This window comes from Nocardia sputi (assembly GCF_023501985.1).
The window spans coordinates 188,786-208,262 of record NZ_JAMFLC010000020.1; the positions used below are offsets into that span (position 1 = coordinate 188,786).

The 19,477-nt window shown below is 66.5% G+C and carries 16 protein-coding genes and 2 tRNA genes; 14 read left to right on the top strand and 4 right to left on the bottom strand.

The genetic code is table 11. The features are described 5' to 3' along the window. Nucleotides 1–61: 61 nt before the first annotated feature. Entirely contained in the window at nt 62–1,294 is a 1,233-nt protein-coding gene (locus M8859_RS25880) for an NAD(P)/FAD-dependent oxidoreductase (protein WP_159924108.1), read from the bottom strand. A gap of 181 nt (nt 1,295–1,475) precedes the next feature. Here M8859_RS25880 and M8859_RS25885 point away from each other — a divergent pair, with 181 nt between their 5' ends. Beyond that, nucleotides 1,476–2,117, top strand: coding sequence for a mycothiol-dependent nitroreductase Rv2466c family protein (locus M8859_RS25885; RefSeq protein ID WP_159924106.1), 642 nt, complete (start codon nt 1,476–1,478; stop codon nt 2,115–2,117). A 23-nt stretch (nt 2,118–2,140) separates the two neighbouring features. On the opposite strand, the gene M8859_RS25890 is transcribed toward M8859_RS25885, so the two are convergent. Further along, nucleotides 2,141–3,244 carry a M48 family metallopeptidase gene (locus M8859_RS25890; protein WP_372492941.1) on the bottom strand — a complete coding sequence of 368 codons (1,104 nt, stop codon included), beginning with the start codon at nt 3,242–3,244 and terminating at the stop codon, nt 2,141–2,143. Between the two features lie 174 nt (nt 3,245–3,418). On the opposite strand from M8859_RS25890, the gene M8859_RS25895 reads away from it, so the two are divergent. Together M8859_RS25895 and M8859_RS25900 are read left to right on the top strand one after the other, a co-directional pair. Then, on the top strand, nt 3,419–3,892 hold the full coding sequence (locus M8859_RS25895; protein ID WP_159924104.1) for a ribose-5-phosphate isomerase: 474 nt from the start codon (nt 3,419–3,421) through the stop codon (nt 3,890–3,892). Between the two features lie 23 nt (nt 3,893–3,915). Further along, on the top strand, nt 3,916–4,728 hold the full coding sequence (locus M8859_RS25900) for an Fpg/Nei family DNA glycosylase (RefSeq protein ID WP_249644933.1): 813 nt from the start codon (nt 3,916–3,918) through the stop codon (nt 4,726–4,728). 22 nt (nt 4,729–4,750) lie between these two features. On the opposite strand, the gene M8859_RS25905 is transcribed toward M8859_RS25900, so the two are convergent. Next, the gene (locus M8859_RS25905; RefSeq protein WP_159924100.1) at nt 4,751–5,701 is read right to left on the bottom strand and encodes a GGDEF domain-containing protein; all 951 of its coding nucleotides are present in this window, start codon (nt 5,699–5,701) and stop codon (nt 4,751–4,753) included. Nucleotides 5,702–6,794: 1,093 nt separating this feature from the next. Between M8859_RS25905 and M8859_RS25910 the strand changes: the two genes are divergently transcribed. Together M8859_RS25910 and M8859_RS25915 are read left to right on the top strand one after the other, a co-directional pair. After that, nucleotides 6,795–6,868, top strand: a tRNA-Gly gene (locus M8859_RS25910). Nucleotides 6,869–6,915: 47 nt separating this feature from the next. Continuing rightward, nucleotides 6,916–6,992 (top strand) — tRNA-Pro (locus M8859_RS25915). A 404-nt stretch (nt 6,993–7,396) separates the two neighbouring features. Here the strand turns inward: M8859_RS25915 and M8859_RS25920 are convergent. After that, nucleotides 7,397–8,125 carry a MerR family transcriptional regulator gene (locus tag M8859_RS25920; RefSeq protein ID WP_159924091.1) on the bottom strand — a complete coding sequence of 243 codons (729 nt, stop codon included), beginning with the start codon at nt 8,123–8,125 and terminating at the stop codon, nt 7,397–7,399. A gap of 448 nt (nt 8,126–8,573) precedes the next feature. Here M8859_RS25920 and M8859_RS25925 point away from each other — a divergent pair, with 448 nt between their 5' ends. The 9 genes from M8859_RS25925 to M8859_RS25965 all read left to right on the top strand — a co-directional run bounded on the left by M8859_RS25925 (nt 8,574) and on the right by M8859_RS25965 (nt 19,119). Beyond that, on the top strand, nt 8,574–8,846 hold the full coding sequence (locus M8859_RS25925) for a hypothetical protein (RefSeq protein ID WP_159924089.1): 273 nt from the start codon (nt 8,574–8,576) through the stop codon (nt 8,844–8,846). Between the two features lie 50 nt (nt 8,847–8,896). Further along, the gene (locus M8859_RS25930) at nt 8,897–9,787 is read left to right on the top strand and encodes an ROK family protein (RefSeq protein WP_159924087.1); all 891 of its coding nucleotides are present in this window, start codon (nt 8,897–8,899) and stop codon (nt 9,785–9,787) included. A gap of 383 nt (nt 9,788–10,170) precedes the next feature. After that, nucleotides 10,171–11,295, top strand: a complete 1,125-nt coding sequence (locus M8859_RS25935) for a GAF domain-containing protein (RefSeq protein ID WP_159924085.1) — start codon at nt 10,171–10,173, stop codon at nt 11,293–11,295. A gap of 122 nt (nt 11,296–11,417) precedes the next feature. Beyond that, nucleotides 11,418–12,368, top strand: a complete 951-nt coding sequence (locus M8859_RS25940) for a conjugal transfer protein (RefSeq protein WP_159924083.1) — start codon at nt 11,418–11,420, stop codon at nt 12,366–12,368. Between the two features lie 16 nt (nt 12,369–12,384). After that, nucleotides 12,385–12,645, top strand: a complete 261-nt coding sequence (locus M8859_RS25945; protein ID WP_040865441.1) for a hypothetical protein — start codon at nt 12,385–12,387, stop codon at nt 12,643–12,645. After that, nucleotides 12,642–13,184: a hypothetical protein gene (locus M8859_RS25950; protein WP_236565438.1), complete on the top strand. Its 543-nt coding sequence runs from the start codon at nt 12,642–12,644 to the stop codon at nt 13,182–13,184. Before M8859_RS25945 ends, M8859_RS25950 begins: the two co-directional genes overlap by 4 nt. Next, on the top strand, nt 13,184–15,712 hold the full coding sequence (locus tag M8859_RS25955) for an ATP-binding protein (RefSeq protein WP_159924081.1): 2,529 nt from the start codon (nt 13,184–13,186) through the stop codon (nt 15,710–15,712). Before M8859_RS25950 ends, M8859_RS25955 begins: the two co-directional genes overlap by 1 nt. Nucleotides 15,713–15,921: 209 nt before the next feature. Continuing rightward, nucleotides 15,922–18,171 carry a hypothetical protein gene (locus tag M8859_RS25960; RefSeq protein ID WP_159924079.1) on the top strand — a complete coding sequence of 750 codons (2,250 nt, stop codon included), beginning with the start codon at nt 15,922–15,924 and terminating at the stop codon, nt 18,169–18,171. A gap of 57 nt (nt 18,172–18,228) precedes the next feature. Continuing rightward, complete coding sequence (locus M8859_RS25965; protein WP_159924077.1) at nt 18,229–19,119, top strand: NlpC/P60 family protein; 891 nt, start codon at nt 18,229–18,231, stop codon at nt 19,117–19,119. The last annotated feature ends 358 nt before the right edge of the window (nt 19,120–19,477 follow it).

Genomic DNA, 19,477 nt, shown 5'->3' on the forward strand with positions numbered 1-19,477 from the left:
CGCTCGCGAAGAGGGTCGGAGCCCAGCGCGTGGATCCGACATGTCTTTCCGGTGATCCACATCACAGTTGCGTCGTGGTGTCGGCCAGCTGATCCGGGTCGACCGGTTCGCCCGCGAGGATCAATTCCTTGATCCGGTCGGTCACGTCCCAGACGTTGACGTTCATCCCGGCGCGCACGCGGTTGTCCGAGTCCAGCCAGAACGCCACGAATTCGCGAGCCGCCGTGTCGCCGCGCACGACGACCCTGGCGTAGTCGCCCGGCGTGGCGAAGCCGGTGTACTCCATGCCCAGGTCGTACTGGTCGGTGAAGAAGTAGGGCAGCCGGTCGTAAGCGGCCTGCTCACCGAGCATGGTCGCGGCCGCGACCGCTGGTTGATTGAGCGCGTTCGCCCAGTGCTCCACCCGGATGCGCCTGCCGAGGACCGGGTGCTGTTGCGCGGCGATGTCGCCGACCGCGACGATGTCCGGATCGCTGGTGAGCAGGCGCTCGTCGACGAGCACGCCGTCTTCCACGCCGAGCCCGGCATCGGCGGCCAGCTCCACGTTCGGCCGCGCGCCGACGGCGACCAGCACCGCGTCGGCTTCGATCGTGCTGCCGTCGGCGAGCCGGACACCGTTGGCCACCTCGGTCGCGATGGCATCTTCGGTGGTGATCGCCTCGACCTGGGCCTCGAACCGGAAGTCGACACCGTTGGCCCGGTGCAGGTCGGCGAACACCCGGCCCATCTCCGGGCCGAGCACCGCCCGCAGTGGCAAGTCGGCGCGTTCGACGATGGTCACCTCGACGCCCGCCGCCCGAGCCGCCGCGGTGACCTCCAAGCCGATCCAGCCCGCTCCGATGACGACGATCCGGCGCGCGCTGCCGAACAACTCGATCAACGTGTCGGAGTCCTCGATGGTCCGCAGCGTGTACACGTTCGGCGCGTCGGCGCCGGGAACGGACAGTGTGCGCGGCGTCGAACCGGTGGCGAGCGCGAGCTTGTCGTAGGGCAGTGTGGAGCCGTCGGGCAGGGTGATCGTCTTCGCTCCGGGGTCGAGGCCGGTGACGGTGGTGCCGAGGCGGACTTCGACGTGGTGGTCGCGGTACCACTGCGGGGGAGCGACAAGGAATTCGGTGAACGACTTCTTGCCCGCGAGGTGGTCCTTCGACAGCGGCGGCCGATCGTAGGGCAAGTGCTCCTCGGCGCTGATCAGCGTCACGCTTCCGGGGAAGTCCTTGGCTCGCAACGTTTCCGCGATCTTGGCCGCGCCCAGTCCGCCGCCGACGATGACGAAACGCTGGTCAGAACTCATAGCGGACTCCTTACTCCGAAGGGAACCAGACTCCTGCCGCCCAACCCTACTGGCAGCCGTGGCGGCGGCTCGGGAAAACGGCGCGCCGGGTGGGAACGAATCGCCGGCCGCCGTGGTTGCTCGGTAGGGCGGCGAGCGTGTGCGCGCCGTCCGTCCGCGTGCGATCGAGAGGAAGCCGCTTGTGACCGAGAAAGCCGCCAAGGACGTCGCCGATTTCTGGTTCGACCCGTTGTGTCCCTGGTGCTGGATCACGTCCCGCTGGATCCTCGAGGTTCAGCAGGTGCGCGACATCGAAGCCCGCTTCCACGTGATGAGCCTGGCGGTGCTGAACGAGGGCAAGGACATGCCCGAGCAGTACCAGGAACTGCTCGACACGGGCTGGGGACCGGTCCGCGTCGCGATCGCGGCGGCGCGGGAGCACGGCGACAAGGTGCTGTTGCCCTTGTACACCGCGATGGGCACCCGCATCCACAACCGGCGCGCCGAGTACGAACGCGACAGCAGCAAGGAGTCCCTCGCCGCGGTGATCGCCGACTCGCTGGCGGAGGTAGGCCTGCCCGCCGAACTGGCCGCGGCCGCGGAGAGCGCCGACTACGACGAGGCGCTGCGCGAGAGTCACCACGCGGGCATGGACAAGGTGGGCCCGGACGTGGGCACCCCGACCATCCACATCAACGGCACCGCGTTCTTCGGTCCGGTCCTGTCCCGGATTCCGCGTGGCGAGGAGGCGGGCAAGGTCTGGGACGGCGCGGTGGCGCTGGCCTCTTATCCGCACTTCTTCGAGCTGAAGCGCACGCGGACCGAAGACCCGTCGTTCGACTGAGCGCCGGACGGCGACCGCCCCGGTCAGAGCACGGACTTCGGCGGGCTCGCCGGCGCCTGACCGTAGGAAGTGGGATAACCACCCGCGGGCGCGCCTGCGCCCGCGGGCGGTTCCGGGCGCAGGAACATTTTTCCGTGCCTGCTGCGATCGCGCAGCGCCCACATTCGCCAGGTGAGTACCGGGTGGCTGGACAGGGCGTTCACCATCCAGACGAAGAAGCCCTTCTCGAGAGCTGCCCGATCTGCCATCTCGTCGAAGCCGACCAGCCGATTCATGTACTTGCCCGCGGCCAGGGTGCCCATGGCGCCGGGCGCTCCGGTGTGCCGGTTGCAGTAGCCGTGGTTGTCGGCGGTGTACTCCTGCGCGCGGATCAGGCTGCTGCCGATGATCGGCAGGAACGGCACCAGGAACATGCCCAGTTGCCGCCAATACGAGGTGTGCCCGGCCGCGATGTGGCCCACCTCGTGGCCGATGATGAAGGCCAACGCGTCGGGTTCGCGGGCGGCGCCGCCGATCTCGAACAGGTCGCTGTAGACCACCACATAGCGCCGGAAGCCGTGTCCGCTGGCGAACGCGTTGATCTGGCCGTTGCCGAGCACCACGTACGCGTCCGGCACCTTCGCCATGCCGAAGCGAGCGGCGGCGTCCACCACCAACTGGTAGCCCTCGGGGAACTGGGTCGGCGACATCTTCACGCCGTTCACCCGCTGACTGGCGTAATTGACGCCGCGGCCGAACCACAGCAGCAGCGGGGCGGCCGCGAAGGCCACGACGTACTGGTCGAAGTTGCCGGTGGCCAACAGCACCAGCGCGATCACATACGCGAACACCGTGAGCACCACCACGATGACGAGCATGGGGATCTCCCAGCTGTGCCGGGCGGGCATGCCGAACGGTGACAGCCCTCGCGGCTGCCGCTGCGGCGGCATCGCGGGCGGCACCGGAGCGCCGGAGTAGGAGCCGTACGGAGCCGGAGACGGGGGTGCGGCCGGATACGAGCCCGAGGTGTACGGCTGGCCGTAGGGCGCGGCAGGTGTCTGCGGAGCCGGGGCCCACCCACCGTGCGGGGCATACGGATCGGTCTGTAGGCCCGCCTGGTCGGGTGGCTGGGGTTCGAACGGCTGCATGGGATGAACTCTATTCAGTTGCCGGGAACGGGGTCGGTGCGTCGGCCGTGTCGCCGGGCCCATGGCGCGAACACAACTGGCGTATCAGCCGATTCGCGCAGGCAGACCGCAGTGTCAATCGCCGGGGATGCCCTCTTGGCCGTCCCCTCCCGGCCGCCTGACACAATGCCTGCCATGCGCGTTTACCTGGGTGCCGACCATGCCGGTTTCGAACTGAAGAATCACGTCAAAGCCCACTTGGAGCAGGCGGGCCACGAGGTCGTCGACTGCGGCGCGCTCGAATACGACGCTCTCGACGACTACCCCGCGTTCTGCATCGAGGCGGCCCGCCGCACCGTCGCCGACCCGGGCAGCCTCGGCCTGGTGTTCGGCGGCAGCGGCAACGGCGAGCAGATCGCCGCGAACAAGGTGCCCGGCGCCCGCTGCGCGCTGGCCTGGAGCGTCGAGACCGCCAAGCTGGCCCGCGAGCACAACAACGCGCAGCTGATCGGCATCGGCGGCCGGATGCACTCCACCGAGGAGGCGCTGGCCATCGTGGACGCGTTCGTGACCACCGCGTGGTCGGACGAGGAGCGCCACCAGCGTCGCATCGACATCCTCGCCGAGTACGAGAAGACCGGCGTCGCCCCGGAAGTCCCCGCGTACTGAGCCGACCGGGGTCGTAACCGGCTGTGCCGGAAGGACATACGCTGCACCGCCTCGCGCGGCTGCATCAGCGTCGCCTCGCGGGCGGTGTGGTGCGCGTATCGAGCCCGCAGGGCAAGTTCGCCGCGGGCGCGGCCCGGGTGGACGGCCAGGTGCTGACCAGGTCCGAGGCGTGGGGCAAACACTTGCTGCACCACTACGAGTCGGGACTGGTCGTGCACGTGCATCTCGGCCTCTACGGCACGTTCACCGAATCCGGGCTGCCGATGGGGGAGCCGGTCGGGCAGGTTCGGATGCGCATGTTCGGGGAACCGGACGGCCAGCCGGGTTTCGGCGCCGACCTGCGCGGGCCCACCGCGTGCGAGATCCTGCTTCCGCCGGAGGTCGCCGCGCTCACCGCTCGGCTCGGCCCGGATCCCCTGCGGCGCGGCGCCGATACCGACCGGGCATGGCAGCGCATCCGTCGCTCCCGCAGACCGATCGGCGCGCTCCTGATGGACCAGCAGGTGGTCGCCGGGGTCGGGAACGTCTACCGCGCGGAACTGTTGTTCCGCCATGGGATTTCGCCGCATCGCCCCGGCGTGGATCTGTCCGCGGGCGAATGGGCGCAGATGTGGACCGATCTCGTCGCGCTGATGCGGGTGGGGGTACGCGTCGGAAAGATGGTCGTGGTGCGCCCCGAACACGATCACGGCGAGCCCTCCTACGCCCCGGACCGTCCGCGCACCTATGTCTACCGTCGTCAAGGCGAGCCCTGCCGGCTGTGCGGAACGCCGATCGCCCATCAGGTGATGCAGGCCCGGAATCTCTTCTGGTGCCCAACCTGTCAACCCGGGTGAGCTCGCCGGATCGCCGTGCCTGTCAGCCCGCGACAGCGGTGTCGATGTCCGGCTCGTCCGCGAGGGCGAAGCGGCGACCACCGGCCGTCTTCGCGGAATACATCGCGCGGTCGGCGCGGCGGAGCAGATCGGTGAAATCGAACGGGCTGCCCGGCGGGTTGTAGGCGGTGCCGACGCTGGCCGACACCGGAACCGGCCCCGCCGAGGACCAGACCGGGTCGCGCAGTGCGGCCACGATCCGGTGTGCGAGGTCACCGAGGTTGTTGCGGTGCGGATTGGTCGCGAGCACGAACTCGTCGCCGCCGTACCGGCAGATCACCGTGTCCGGCGGGCAGGCTTCGCGCAGCCTGCCCGCCAGTTCGACCAGCACCTCGTCACCGATCGCGTGCCCGTATCCGTCGTTGATCTGCTTGAACCGGTCCAGGTCGATCAGCAGCAGTCCGACGCCGCGGGTCGGGTCGGTGGCCATCATGCGCACCTTGTCCTGCAGCAGCGTCCGGTTGGCCAGGTCGGTGAGCGCGTCATGAGTGGCCTCGTGGCGCAGCCGGTGCTGCAACGCGGCGATCTCCTGCACCCGCAGCGACACCTTCGCCGACAGGTTCTGTTCTTGTTGCGCGAGGGCTCGCTCCTGCAGTGCCTGGGCGTAGCTGTCGATGGCCTGACTGGCGATGAACGGCCAGCGCGTGGCCACCAGGGAGCCGGGCGGGCCGGACGGAAAACCGAGCAGCCAGCGCGTGGCCTGCGCCAGCATCCGGATCCGGTCGAAGGGAGCCTCGGCGAGCCGGGCGCCGAGCATTCGCGCTTCGAGCACGGGGAACGGCTCGGACGCGGCGAGGGTGAGCAGGCGCTGGACGATCTCGATCAGTACCGGTTCCAGCTGATGGGGCGCCGCGCCCGACCCGGGCTCGGCGCAGACCGCCCGTGCCCAGGCGCGGGCCATGGTGGCTACCGGGGGCTCGATGCCGGTCGACATCGGACTCACCCGGTGTGAGCGACGTCGGTACCCAGATGCGCTGTACTCACACAGGCGCCGGCGTCACCCTGATCGTTCCCACTGCTACGCGGTTGTGTCCACCTGGTTCGGCGCACGCTCACCGCCCCCTTTCCAGATACCCCCGTCCGGCAAAAAGGATCCTAGCAAGCCGCTCGGCATCGAAAAGCGACGATTTGCAACGTGTTCTCGATGCCTCGCGAAAAGCGATCGGGTACGTGTTCGTTCCCGTCGCGTAGGTGTTACACCCGATTGTCGTTCGCTGCAAAATCGCGCCGCGACGCGCTGACGACACGCTGTAGGAGGTGTGCGGACAGTGATGCGCGCGCCACGGGGGTGGTCCGGGCAGGCCCCGTGGCGCCGGTGTCACGAGAATCTGTTCTCGCACGCGACGTCCTCGTCTTCCGTTCGGAGTTCCGAGCCGATGTCCTGGGCGTTCCAGGGTAGATGGTCGTCTACTCGCGGTCTTCCCTGCCGTGGGGCTCGGGTGGCTGCGTGCGCTGGGGCGAGCCGAGACGCCGCAGCTCGCATCGGTCGACCGCGTGGTGTACGGCCGGGTAGTGTGCGCGCCGGCCGGTCGCGGCGGCGTCGCGGCCGGAGCCGGGGTTGCCGTGTCGTGAGCCGACGATTCGAGGGGTGGACTCGTTCTCGGCGCGCATCGCACCGGTTCGCTCCCGGTGTCGTGACCGTGGCTCCCCGGCACGCCGAGCGTGTCGGCAGTGACGGCGAGTCGTGCGGTCCTCATCGGAATTCCCTCGAGCGAAGTTTCCTGGCGTGAACAGGTGGCGGGTGAGCCACGTTTCCCGGCCGGGGCCAGCGTGTCATTCGAGTTTCGCCCACGGCAATCCGACACGCCAGAGTTTCAATGAAAAATAGCCTCTAAAATTTTTCTCCAGCGTGCCGTCGCGTCCGGTCGGGCGAGCCGTGCGACACTGGGTGCGGCAACCTCGGAGCGCTCCGACGGGCAACCTGCGAGATCTCGCTGCGCGGGGGCCTGATTGGCGTTTCGGAAGCCGGGTTCGGTACAGTCGGATCGCACACGACATCGTGGCGATCCCATCGGTGTCGTATGCCTGCGGGTGTAGTTCAATGGTAGAACCTCAGCCTTCCAAGCTGATGGTGCGGGTTCGATTCCCGTCACCCGCTCCACGGAGCATTCATCCTCGTCGGCGGCCGCCCCGCCGCCGCGAGGGCCACGGGGTGTAGCGCAGCTTGGTAGCGCATCCGCTTTGGGAGCGGAGGGTCGCAGGTTCAAATCCTGTCACCCCGACCATCGTTCGGGGGTGGGGTTCGCGCTCGGCTTTCGTCCGGCGTCGTCAGTAGTGCCGAACGCTTCGGCCTCTTCGATGCTCGGAGCGGTAGGCGTAGGTGTGCCAGCGCGTTTCGCGGGCGGGAAGGCGGAACGGGGTGCACGGAGTCGACGCGGCGGTGTCGCCTCCGGCTGCGCCTGTGGCGCCTGCCGCTGGGCATCTCATGGCAACTCTTCGGCACAGGCCATGCGTAGGTGGGTTCGGCCATTCGCCGGGCGCGTTGTGTTCGACGAACCGAGCCGGGCTACCGCACATTCCTCGCCGCGCTGCCGGAATGACGTGAACAGGATTGTCTACGTAAGTATTCGACAGGGCGGTAGGGAAATACGAGAACGGTCGAAGGTATCCGAAGTTCGTGGCCGCGGCGTCACTGCTCGACTTGGGCCTGCGGGCTGGAGGCCACCGAGGGCGGCGGCAGCTCGGAGTGCCGGGCGAAAGCCTGATCGATGAGCTCGGAAGCGGCGCGGGTGACGATCAAGCGAGCGATCGCCAGGTCGGTCTCCAGCTTGGTGCGATCCCGGGGAGTCCGGGCGGACTCCTCGTAGGTCTGCCCGGCCAGCCGGAAGAACAACTCGGTGGCGAAGCGGTCGGCGATGCGATCGCAGTCGGCGCGCAGACGCTCGACCAACTGGAACGTGTCCTGCATCGGCAGCCCGGTGTCGGTGAGCCGGGTGGCAAGATCGCAGCAGCGCGGGTTCGTCACGCGGTAGGCCTCGAGCGGATCCTCGCTGGAGGCCAGCGCCTGCTTGGCGTAGTCGGGCAGCTCGGCGTAGCTGTCCTGTGGCTCGGTGGTGGCATCCGGGTCCGCTTCGGCCGCGTTCGCGTTCGCGTTCTTCACGCCGAGTACGTCGGCGAGCCCGTCGCCGCGATCCCAGGCCTCCAGCAACTCCCTGATGCCGTTGAGCTTCATGCCCCGCCCCAGCAGGCGGCTGATCGTTTGCAGCCGGTTGAGGTGGTCGGACCCGTAATACCCGATCCGCCCGCGCACCTCCGGCGAGGGCAGGAGACCTCGCTCGTGGTACACGCGGACGCTGCGCACGGTGGTCTCGGCTGCCCGCGCCAGTTCGTCGATCGTGAATTCAGAGTCTGCAGCCATGTTTAAAAGGAAACCATAGTCGGGCCCGCCTGGAAAATGGTCCGTTTCATAACGTGCCGTTAAAGACGGTAGCCAGGTGTTGCTCGGAGGTCAACGAGCCGTTACACAGCGGTACAAGATCTTGTGTGCTGGGCAACAGTGGGCTACCGTGGCGTAGACCAGCTTATCGCGGCTGGCTACCGGGGACTGTTGAGCAGCCCTGATGACCGTCCGATTCATGGGCCACGCACCTGCCACAGGTGTGTGCAAGGCATCCCCGGAGATGGCTATGAGCATTACGCGAACCCTTCCGATGGACACGAGATCCATTGCGCCAGCAAATGTCTCGTCGATTCCGGCAAAGTCGAACCAGCGACCCCCGTGCGCAGACGTCCCTGACAACTGGGACATGGACACCGGGAATCCGGATGCCTGGCGAGCGGCAGTGCGCACCTGTCAGAGTTGCCCCTTGCTCGTGCAGTGCCGTCAGTTGGCGCAGACGCTCACCACCCGCGGTGACGGTCCCCGCGCGATGATCTGGGCGGGCGTCGCCTACGACAACTCGGGCAGCGTCATCGAGAACCTCGACCGGCACCGTGCCGCTCCGATCGACCACAAGCGCCCGATGCGCATCATCCGCAACGGCTCACGGCCGCTGCGCACCGTGTCCACGCTTCCCGCGCCCCGCAGGCACATCGTGCTCGGGCAACCCCTGAAGCCGACCGGTACCGACGGTCTGTGACTATGCTGCGTGAACCTTTGCCGCCTAGTCCCTCGAACGGTGCGTAAGTCATGACACTGCTGGCCCTGGAGATCGGGTCCTCCACGTTCGCGGCGTGCCGAGTCGCCGACGACGTCGAGAAGGATGAGATCCGGAGGATCCCGATCCCCAGCTCCGGCGCGTGGGACCGTTGCCGGGACATCCTGCTCGAAGCCGCGGGTGGGGGCGAGGTCACCGCCCTCGGCATCGCCTCGGCGGGACCGATCGATATGGCGGCGGGTGTTGTCGCACCCGCGGACGTGCCCGAGTGGCGTGCGGGTTTCGCGATCGTGGACGCTGCGCGAAAGTTGTTTCCAACCGCAAAAATTCAGCTGGCGCTGGACGGAGTCTGCCTGGCGCTGGCCGAGCGGAGCCTCGGCGTCCTGAACACGGTGATGGACGCCATGGTGATCACCGTGTCCGACCGCATCAGTGGCGGAGTCGTCGTCGGCGGATTCACGGTGGTCGGGCGGACCGGCAACGCGGGACATGTCGGCCATGTTCTCGTTCCCGGCTTCGACGAACGCTGCGTATGCGGCGGGCGCGGCTGCCTGGAGGCCGTTTCCAGTGGGGCGTCGGCGGTGCGCTGGGCTCGGGAGCAGGGATGGACCGGCACCTCGGTGTCCGACCTCGTAGAGGCCGGCCGTGCTGGTGACGCCATTCCCGCCGCTGCGCTCGGCCGAGCGGGTACGGCGCTCGGCCGAGCTGTCGCATCGGTAGCGGCGTTGCTCGACATGGACCTCGTCGTCATCGGCGGCTCGATGGCCGAAGGCGGTCCCACCCTGTGGAAACCGCTGGGCGAGGCGGTCGCCACGCACGCCAGACTGAGCTATCTGCCGGGGTTGCGAGTCATTCCTTCCGAACTCGGCGATATCGCAGTGCTCGCGGGCGCCGGCGTGTTGGCGGCAAGCATCGGAGCGTGACGCCGTTCGTACTTCAGGGTATCCCGCTGCGAGAGAGGGATATAGCTAGCTGCAGGATTAGCTACGTGAATGCCATCTACCTCGTTTTCAGCCGCTGTTCGAGTCACTGCCGCCGGTTTGCGCTCGGTGTGCCGTCAGGTCGCGGGCCGGTCTCGGCCAGGTGGGCACTGAACTTAACGTGAACAAAATGAACATCCCCATGGTGTTCGATGAACGTGCTGCACACTTCATAGCAATGCGGCGTGTTCCTTAGGAGTTGATTGAGCCGCTGAACAACGGTACATTGCCTAACGTCACATGTTGTCTCATCCGGGTTGGAGCGGATCCGGAGGAACGGCTGGGTACGGGCAAGTGCGAAGCGAAGTGGCGCAGTGATTCCATGGGTGACTATCGAGACGTTGGCGCCGGACGGCATGTCCGTGGCGTCGGTGGGGGATGCGCCGCGTGAGTTCGCGAGCTGGCAGCGGGTATTGCAGCGAACGCTGTCGAAAGCGCCCGCCCTGTACGACAAGCTAACGACCGCGGGATTGACGGAGGCGATTCACACCGCGCATGATCAAGCCAAGGATGTCGACCTGGTCATTCAAACGCGCGCTGGCAAGCACCAACTGCTCATCCGTCCGATCTTCGGACCGGCCGGTGACGTGCACGCTGTGCGGCTGTGGCTCGGCCCGGCGTCCGAACGGGTGCCCACCTTGCGCCCGGCGGTGGGCGCCATCTGGGACTTGAGTAGTCAGACAATCCAGCAACCGAGCGGTATCACGCGGCTGTCCGGCAGCGCCGCGGAACAGTACGTCCCGAGGCTGTCGATCGCGGAACTGTTCCACCGGGTGTCGAGCTTCGATCGGCATGCGGAGGTTCTCGATCTCCTCTACGACCCCAAGCCGGGTGACCGGATGCAGTTCGACACCACCGTGGTGCACGGGTTCGGCCGCCCGGCGCAGTGGCGGATCACGATTCGCGCCCGTGACGACGAGCGCACCCGCGGCGCCTGGTGGTTGATCGAGGACGTCACCTCGGAGAACGCACCGCCGGCGTGGCCAACCTTGGAGCGAATCGGGTTGCGCGAGGCGCATCGCCGGGCAGGAACGCACCTGGCCGTGGTGCAACTCGAGCGCACCAGCATCTCGCACTGGCTCACCGATCCCGCACCGTGGGTCAGGTGGGACTATCTCTTCCGGCCCGTCGACGTGTTCCATCCCGACGACCGTCCCCGGCTCGCGGAACTCGGCGAGCGGCTGCGGTCCGGTGAAAGCGCGGGCGTGACTCTGCGGGTGCTCAACTACGGGGGTGGTTACACGCCCACATCGCTCCTGCTCTACCCCTATCCCGGGTACTCGAGCAGACAGCTGGCTATCGCGCAGCTGGTTCGCGCCGCTGACGACGTCCCGCTGCTGGAAACCCATCGCCAGGTGCTGGAGTCGCGGCAGCGCAGCGCGCCGATCGGCTATGACGAACAATTGCGGCATTGGCTCGCGGGGAGGATGAAAAGCAACCCCGCCTGCTGACGTTTGATTCCCATCGCTGGGAACTACCGGCCGGTTAAATAACGACTGTGCTCTCTACCATTTCGGGAGTGAGGACAGTGGTTCGTAGTCCGGCAGATTCTGGTGAGGCACTGCTTCGCCGGATGGCCGCACGCCGCCGTCGCGACAACATTGTGGTGGCCGTACTGGCAGTACTCGCCGTGCTCGGCGGCGGCCACGCTGTTCTCAGCGTCTTCGACACCCCCCCGCCTCCGCCGTCGGACGCTTCGACGACGGCAATTGTCGGGCGTGCCCAATTGGCGGGCTCTTTCGCCGAGCAGTTCGTCGTCACCTATCTGACCGCCGTTGCGGGGCAACAGGATCGGATCGGCGAATTCGTAGGCTCCAACCAGCAGATCACCTTGCCTTCGTCCGCGCGTCAAGTGTCCGACCCGTCGGTCGCCTATGTGTCGCGCGTGATGTCGACCGGCGCGGTCGATGTCTGGTCGGTGACGGTCTCGGTGCGAGTCGGCAAAGCCGGCGCCGCCGCCGCGCCGGATCATCGGCAGTTCTATCGCGTCGCGGTGTCGGTGTCGGATGGACGGCTCCGTGCGCTATCGATGCCCGCGGTGGTGCAGCCTCCCGCGAAGGGCGTCGACCTCAAGCTTGCCTACGGCTCGCCCTGCGCACCGGACACACCACTCGGTCAGGTCGCCGCAGGTTTCCTGAGCGCCATGCTGGCAGGCAGCGGCGACGTGGCGCGATACACCACACCGGATGCCGGGCTGGCCGCACTCAAGCCCGCTCCCTACACCGCCGTCGAGTTGACCTCGCTCACCACGGATGATTCGAGCTGCGGCTCCGGTGGCGCGAAGGCCCAAGTGCTGGCCACCGTCAACCCCAAAGCCGACACCGGCGCCGCCGCGACACTGGCCTACCCGCTCACCATGATCCGCAACGGAGGCCAGTGGCAGGTGGTGTCGATAGATCCGATTCCCGCCTTGTCGAGTCCGCTGGCGGTGGTGGTCGGCCAGGATTCCCGCGGTGGAGCACCGCCCACTTCGACCTCGTCTTCCTCGCCGTCGGTGACGATTCCGCCGGCGACGCAGAACTGATCCGAGAGGCAGCCCGATGGGTAATCTCAGCAACATCCTCTATGGCGTCCTTATCTTTGTCCGGTGGGGCGGGATGATCATCATCGCCATCGTCACGATCGGCGTGGTTATCTCCGAGGCAGCGAAATCCAGACTGTCGCCGGCGCGGATCATCGTCGTCTTCGGCTCGGGGTTGATGGCCGGGGTGGTGATCTGGATTCTGCCCACGACCATCAACTACGCGCGAACGGACGCCAACCTCATCGTCCCCGATCACCCTATCGGCGGGTATCGATGACCCAAGTGATCAAGGTGTTCACGCCGATCAAACGTGTGCCCACGATGATCGGCAAGGCGCAGAACGGGCAGAAACTCCCGTTCGGCCCCTACACCCTGCCCCAGGTCGCCGCCGCCGTGGTGATGATGTCGGTGACCTCGGTGTGCGCGATGGCCTTCCCGGTCAATCCCGCCGTCACCTTCATCGCGGGTCTGGCGATGACCATACTGGCGGTCTTCGTCCTAGGACTCGTGCCGTACACCGGGGTTCGGATGACCTCCCGCGCTTTATGGCTGGGCAGGCTCGTCGTCTACCGCAAGCCCGTGTCGGCCTCCGGCATGCCGATCACCGGTGACTCGGCCCGCCACACCATGTTCATCGAGGAGACGGTGGTTCTCTTGCTGCCCGACCGCGTCGACGCGGCGGAGACCCCGGAGCCGAAATCCGGTATCCGGCTGCTCGAGGTGATGAGCGGGGGCGGCAAGGCGACCGACTTGTGGCGGCGACTGAATGGAAACGACGGCAACGGCAGCGATCCAGCCCCCGGAGGAAGCCCCTGATGGCACTCGGACGAGATCTACAGCCCACGGCCGCGATCCGCGGCAATCTCCAGTTCACCCATTCCGGCCTGGTCACCGCCACTTACTTCATCAATCCGCTCGGCTACGGATTGCGCAAGGCGAGCGACAAATACGACGTGAAGATGGCGCACCACTCGCTGATCACGAACTTGCCGAGTGGGTCGCTGCTTTTGGGCATCCAGGCGCGGCTGAACACGATCGACGTGCTCACCAAAATGGTGGAGGGCGTCGACCTGGACGAGTGCGAGGACTACGCCGACGAGGTGGTGGCCTCCTATGAGCGCGTGCATGCGATCATGCCGCAGACCCGCGTCTTCCTGCTCTCGATCCCGGTAGGGACCAGCAACTCCAGCATGTCCGCGTTGTCGCGCCTGTGGCGTGGCAGCACCACCACCATCGATGCGACAGCGATCTCCCGTGCCGACCTGGATGAGTACGACGAGAAGGCGAACCAGATCCTGTCCAGGATCGGCGGAGACTTCGATCCGGTCCCGGTACCCGCGGCGTTGTTCCAATGGTTGTGGGAGCATTATCTTTCCCGCGGCGCGGCCGGAGATCCGGTGGCGCCCACCCGTGCGGGCGCGCTGGACGACGCGACGGCCGCGGTGTTCCGCTCCGCCGCGCTCGACGAGGGGGCCCAGGCCGATAGCAACCGGCGTATCCGGCCGTCGTTCGTCCCTGTGATCAAGGTGGTACAGCCGGATTTCGAGTACCGCCCGTCCTATCAGGCGATGCTGACGCCCCACTCCTTCCCCTACTCGGGCATGACGTTTCCCGGCGGCAGTGAGTTCTTGAACGTGCTCGAAGGTCTCGGCGACGTCACCGTGGACTGGGGAATGCGGATCTCGACCAAGCCCGCCGAACTGGTGCTCAAGAACAACGAACTCAACCTGCGCAGGCTGGGCGAGCAAATGGATCAGCGCGATCAGGAGGTCTCGTTCGCGCAGAACACGCTTGCTTCGAAAGCGCAGATGCTCGGTGAGTACAACCATCATTTCGAAGTAAACGGCGGCGAATCGGAAGTCTCGTTCACCACTGTGATCGCCATCGGCGGCCCCTCGCGCGACGCCACGATGGACGCGGTCAACACCCTCAAGCGTCGGTACAAGCGATTCCAGGTCGACATGACGGCTCCGGTCGGCGCGCAAGTGGACCTCTGGTCGATGCTGATCCCCGGTAGCCCGCCGCGCCGAGCTTTCGACGACTTCGCGCACATCGTCCCCTCGGACATGTGGGCCGCTTTCGTGCCGTTCACCACCAGTCAGATCGGTGACGACAGCGGCCCGGTGATCGGGGTCAACCTGCTGTCGGGGCATTTCGAGCCGATCCACTTCGGCATCATGGAGGCCGCGCTGCACGACCTGTCCGCCTCGTTCGCGGTGACCGGCGAACTCGGCTCGGGGAAGTCGTATTTTCTCAAGCTGATGGCTGTGCTCGTGCACGACATGGGCGGGCAGTTCCTCGCTATCGACCGCAGTCAGGTCGGCGAATGGGAGCATTTCGCGCGGTCGATCGATGACGCGGTCATCATCGACCTGGCCAATCCCACGGTGTCGCTGGACCCGCTACGGTTGTTCAACCCACGGATCGCGGGTGAGCGTGCGCTGGACTCGATCCTTCCGCTGCTGGATCTTTCACCGACCTCGGGCGCGGGCGCAGCGGTGAGCAATCTGTTGTCCGCCAGGGGCATGGCCGAGCACAAGATCAAGAGCCTGCTCGATCTGTTCAACGTCGTACGCCGGTTACGGGAGCACCCCGAACGGGGGGAGGAGTACGCCGATCTCGCCGCACGGCTGAGCACCGTGGTGGAGCGGGTGCCGGTGCTGTTCGACCCCACGCTGCGACCGCTGCGCCTCGACGCCGCCGCGACCGTCGTGCGCAGCCACCACCTGCAACTGCCCACCGCCGAGGAACTGACCACTCCGCACCTGTACAACCGGCTGCCGTTGACCAAGCGGCTCGGTACCGCGCTCTACGAGTTGGTCGGTGTCGCGGCGCGGGAGGCATTCCTCTCCGACAACGGCAGATTCGGCCTGCTGGTCGGCGACGAAGCGCACCATTTCACGCAGACGCAGGTCGGCTCGGCAGTTACGTCGGATTTCAGTCGCGACGGCCGTAAGCATTTGGCCGCGATCGGGCTCGCTTCGCACGACCCGGCCACCGACTTCCAGGGCGCGGCGCACAACCTCATCCCGAACCGGTTCGTCTTCCGTCAGCGCGACGAGACACTGGCGCGCAACAGCTTGGAGTGGCTGGGCGTCGACCTGGACGAAGCTCCCTTCTTGTTGCAGATCCTACGGGAAGAGACCTCACCTCCGGTCGGACCCGGTCGCCAGATTCCCGAGGAGCGACGAGGCGAGATGTTCATGCGTGACGCACTCAACCGCATCGGTCGGGGCAAAGTTCTCGGTCCGGCGCGTCCGGACCGCGCCGCGGCCATCACCAGCACCCCCACCAGCGTCAGCGGCATGCGATCGGCGCTACCGGAGCGGTCGGTACGTTCATGAGATCGTTGCGTGCCTCGAGCGTTCGAAGAGATCAGCCTTCCTTCGGGATGCCTTGGGAACCACAGTTCTTAGACACCGAGCGTTGGCGGCCGCAGGTAATATTCCGACGGTTCCGGACCTGGGTCGCCGCGTCCCGTCGTCGTCGCCGAATCGCGTGGATCCTCATCGCGCTCTTCCTGCTGTTCGTTTTCCCCGGCTTCATTCACGCGGTGTCCATCGCGCAAAACGGCACACTGGTCCAGACGTCGGCGCCCAACAGTGCGACCAGCTGGATGAACATCAAAGACTCCCAGGGAGTCAATGTTTCGAGCTATACGTTCGTGACCGATCGCGGCGGAGTGCTCAATCCGGGGAATATGCTGCTGTGGGGCCTGTTGATTCTCGTCTTCGTTCCGTGGCTGACGTTGGTGACGGCCGGGCTCTGGCTTCCCGATCAGACGCTGGATTTCCGGTGGATGAACATGTTCAGCGCACCGTTGCGAGGGATGGCCACGAACGTCACGGCCCAGATCGCGACGCCTTTGATGGCGGCGACGGCCGTGTCGATCGGCGCGTTCTTCGTCGGGTATTTCATTGTGCGCGGTAACCATGCCAAGGCCGCGTGGCAAGTCCTCATGATGGTGATGGTCGCGATCTTCGGGACGGTCTTCCTGTCCGATCCGCTGTCCAAAGCTCTCTCCGACCACGGAGTGCTGGTTCAGGGCCGAGACCTCGGGCTGTCTGTGGCCGCGGGTTTGAACGGGAACAGCAACCCGAACCCGAATCAGTTGCTCAGCACCATGCAGGCGAGCAGGGCGGACAACTTCGCCCGTCTTCCATTGCAGGTGTGGAATTTCGGGCACGTCGTGGACAAGAACCCATCCTGCCGGGCGATGTGGACGGCCGGCATGAGGTCCGGTGACGAAGACCGGGTCAAGAACGGGATGAGGTCGTGCGGCGACAGCACCGCGTATGCCGCGACCCAGAATCCGAGCGTCGGTCAAATCGGAGCCGGGTTGCTGTTGCTGCTGTGCTCGATCATTCTCCTGGCCTTCGCCGCGTACCTGTCCATCAAGATCATGTGGGCGGTCCTCGATCTCGTCTACTACGGATTCATGACGATCTTCGGATTCGCCGCGGGCGGGTACATCTACGGCCCGACGCAGACATTCACCGTCCGTTGCGTGGTGCACGGCTTCATGTCCGCCGGGAAGATGGCTTTCTTCGTGATCTTCCTCGGGTTCTATGAGCTGTTCTTGGGCAGTCTGTTCCGATCGGCGGGCGACTCGATCATGGTGGTCTTCGTCATCGGCGCGGGCGTGGAGGTCATCGCCATCGTTCAGTTGCGCCGCATCAGCAGGAACATCGACGATGCGAACGACTGGGTGGTCAACCGCATCGGGGCGGCGATACAGTCCGGTAATGCCGGACAGGGGGTAGGCGCTGCCGGTGGCAGCCCACTCGGTATGGGTTTGGGAATGGGCAACGCGGGTGCGGCCAACTCGTTGGCCCCGCTCGCGATGCTCGGCGCGCTGAGCACGATCAACAGCTCGCCGCTCACCGCATGGATCGCAGGCGGCCGCCTCAACCCGTTGAATCCCTTCTCGCGGGTGGAACACCTCGACAAGCGGAACAAGGCGAAGAGCATGAGTACGCGAGACATGAGAGAGGCTGGGCTCGGTAACCTGTACGATCGCGTATCCGCCGGTGATGTCGCGCGGTCCGGCATCGCCAGGTCTCGATCTCGCCGCGGTAGCGAACGAGCCGCCGCTTTCGCCGCGGAGAACGTCGCGCACGTCACAGGCATGATGGGCGGCGTGCAGTCCGCCCTGCGGATGGCCGGTTTCAGCTGGGGCCGAGGGCAGAAGGCGACCATCGCGCGAGCGGATATCATCCGGCACGCCGATGACGAGCCGCTGGCATCCAAGCACCTCGGACGAGTGCTTGCCGCGCACAAGCATTTCGAGCGCGACTACCTGAATCCGGAATGGGCCAGGCCCAGGTTGTACGGGTTGGAAGCCAGCGTCGCGCGGTACCGAGGCGACTACCCCGGCGGTGTCCGCATCTCGGACGACCTGCGCGCGCTCGGCGAGGACTACATCGATAATCCGACCAAGCAATGGATCCAAACGCTGCAAAACCATGTGGACGGGCCGATCACCGAGGCAGGAGCCGCGAGAATCCGGATGGGCGGTACGGACTTGACTCAGGTGGACGCGGATCGATTGAGGAGCTGGATCGCCAACGAGCACGCGCTGCGGGTGCAAGCGGCCACAGCGTGGGTGGCTGAGGATCCGACCGACTTCGAGCGGATTCGTGTGCTCCGCTCGGAGATCGACAAGGCCACCCAGACCGATCAGTGGCAGGCGCAACGGCATACGACGGGTGTGGTCTCGCTCCCGCAGCCGAACCCGGCGCAGCCGCTTCAACCGATTCCGAACCACCTGCTGGAGCAGTTCAGGAATGCCCGGAGCCGCTGACCCGCCTCGACATTTCGAATTCCGGACGAGGACTCGGACTACACAGAAAGGTACGCGATGATCGGACGTCTCTGGACGCTCGTGGTGATGCCGTTCTGGATATGGGCAATGCTGGGAGCCGCGAGTATCGTGTCGACCGTCCTGGTGGCCTTGGTGGTGATCATCGGCAACACGGCCTCCGCGATCGCCTCCGACCTGCATTATCAGTGCGACAGTGCGGTAGGGCCCGACCCCTCCGTGACCGTGACGCCCACTCGCGCCGCGGCGGCGGTACGGCCGACCGCGCCGAGGACACCGGCGGCGGGGGTGACCACCGCTCCCACCACGAATCCGTACGCCGAACTGACCATCGCACCCGACGACACCAACGCCTCCGATTGGCTGCGTTCCTGCTCCACAGCGATGAGACTCGCGCCGCGCCAGAATGTCCCCCTACTGACCGGCAATTCGGGCATCGGCGCGGAGTGTGCGCGTCAGCTCGCGCTGGCACAGCTGGCGGCGAGTGGGGCCCGCAGCGGCTCCGGTGGCCGTGAGACCGCCGCGGAGTTCACCAGATCGGTGATCTACCACGCCTCGGCCGCGCAAACGACAGGTCGATGCGCGACTACCGAGGGCACGGCGGCGCAGCCGCCGGCCGGAGGTGGTGCGGGGCAATCGAGCGGTGCGGCGCGGCGGGCATGTGGGGAGATCGGCGATGCGTCGGTAATCGTGCTGCCGAACACCCTCGCGGCACAAGGCGCGTGTGGTCATCGGGTGGATCTCGCCGCGGTATCTCCGGGCGACCTGGTCTTCTGGAATTTTCGGAACAACGCGCCGACCCAGGTAGGCATCGCCGTCAGTGACACACGGCTCGTCACCACCGATGCGCCGACCGGTGAACTCGTCGAGCTGGCCATCCCGAACGCGAACGACGTGCGGGTGAAGCGAGTACTCGGCAGTGGAATGTGATGAGTAAGCGATGCCCCCGACAGACGTAGAGCCCCAGGTAGAGACCGGTGAGGATCCCGAGACGCCGCCGGGACCCGTGACACCGTGGACGCACCGGCCGGATCAGCAGCGGCCGCGACCGGGTGGGATGCCGGGTCAGCCTGGCAGTCCCTCCCCTGGAGCGGGGCAACCCGGATCTCCCGGGCCGGAGCAAACGAGGTCTGGTCAGCCGAATGGTGGCGGGGAGGCCGGGGTTCCGGTTCAGGCTGGTGTGGCTCCTCCGGTTGCTGGTCAGCCTCAATCTGCTCCTGCTCCTGCTCCTGGTCCGGGTGTTCCGGGTCAGTCGCTGCCGGGTCCGGGTGATGTGGTGCCGGGTGGT

What these genes read in the sequence shown, in the direction of transcription:
- M8859_RS25895 (WP_159924104.1), top strand. Translation starts at nt 3,419, where the DNA reads ATGCGCGTTTACCTGGGTGCCGACCATGCCGGTTTCGAACTGAAGAAT.
- M8859_RS25950 (WP_236565438.1), top strand. Translation starts at nt 12,642, where the DNA reads ATGACCCAAGTGATCAAGGTGTTCACGCCGATCAAACGTGTGCCCACG.
- M8859_RS25920 (WP_159924091.1), bottom strand. Translation starts at nt 8,125, where the DNA reads ATGGCTGCAGACTCTGAATTCACGATCGACGAACTGGCGCGGGCAGCC.
- M8859_RS25880 (WP_159924108.1), bottom strand. Translation starts at nt 1,294, where the DNA reads ATGAGTTCTGACCAGCGTTTCGTCATCGTCGGCGGCGGACTGGGCGCG.
- M8859_RS25965 (WP_159924077.1), top strand. Translation starts at nt 18,229, where the DNA reads ATGATCGGACGTCTCTGGACGCTCGTGGTGATGCCGTTCTGGATATGG.
- M8859_RS25890 (WP_372492941.1), bottom strand. Translation starts at nt 3,244, where the DNA reads ATGCAGCCGTTCGAACCCCAGCCACCCGACCAGGCGGGCCTACAGACC.
- M8859_RS25930 (WP_159924087.1), top strand. Translation starts at nt 8,897, where the DNA reads ATGACACTGCTGGCCCTGGAGATCGGGTCCTCCACGTTCGCGGCGTGC.
- M8859_RS25945 (WP_040865441.1), top strand. Translation starts at nt 12,385, where the DNA reads ATGGGTAATCTCAGCAACATCCTCTATGGCGTCCTTATCTTTGTCCGG.
- M8859_RS25940 (WP_159924083.1), top strand. Translation starts at nt 11,418, where the DNA reads ATGGCCGCACGCCGCCGTCGCGACAACATTGTGGTGGCCGTACTGGCA.
- M8859_RS25955 (WP_159924081.1), top strand. Translation starts at nt 13,184, where the DNA reads ATGGCACTCGGACGAGATCTACAGCCCACGGCCGCGATCCGCGGCAAT.
- M8859_RS25905 (WP_159924100.1), bottom strand. Translation starts at nt 5,701, where the DNA reads ATGTCGACCGGCATCGAGCCCCCGGTAGCCACCATGGCCCGCGCCTGG.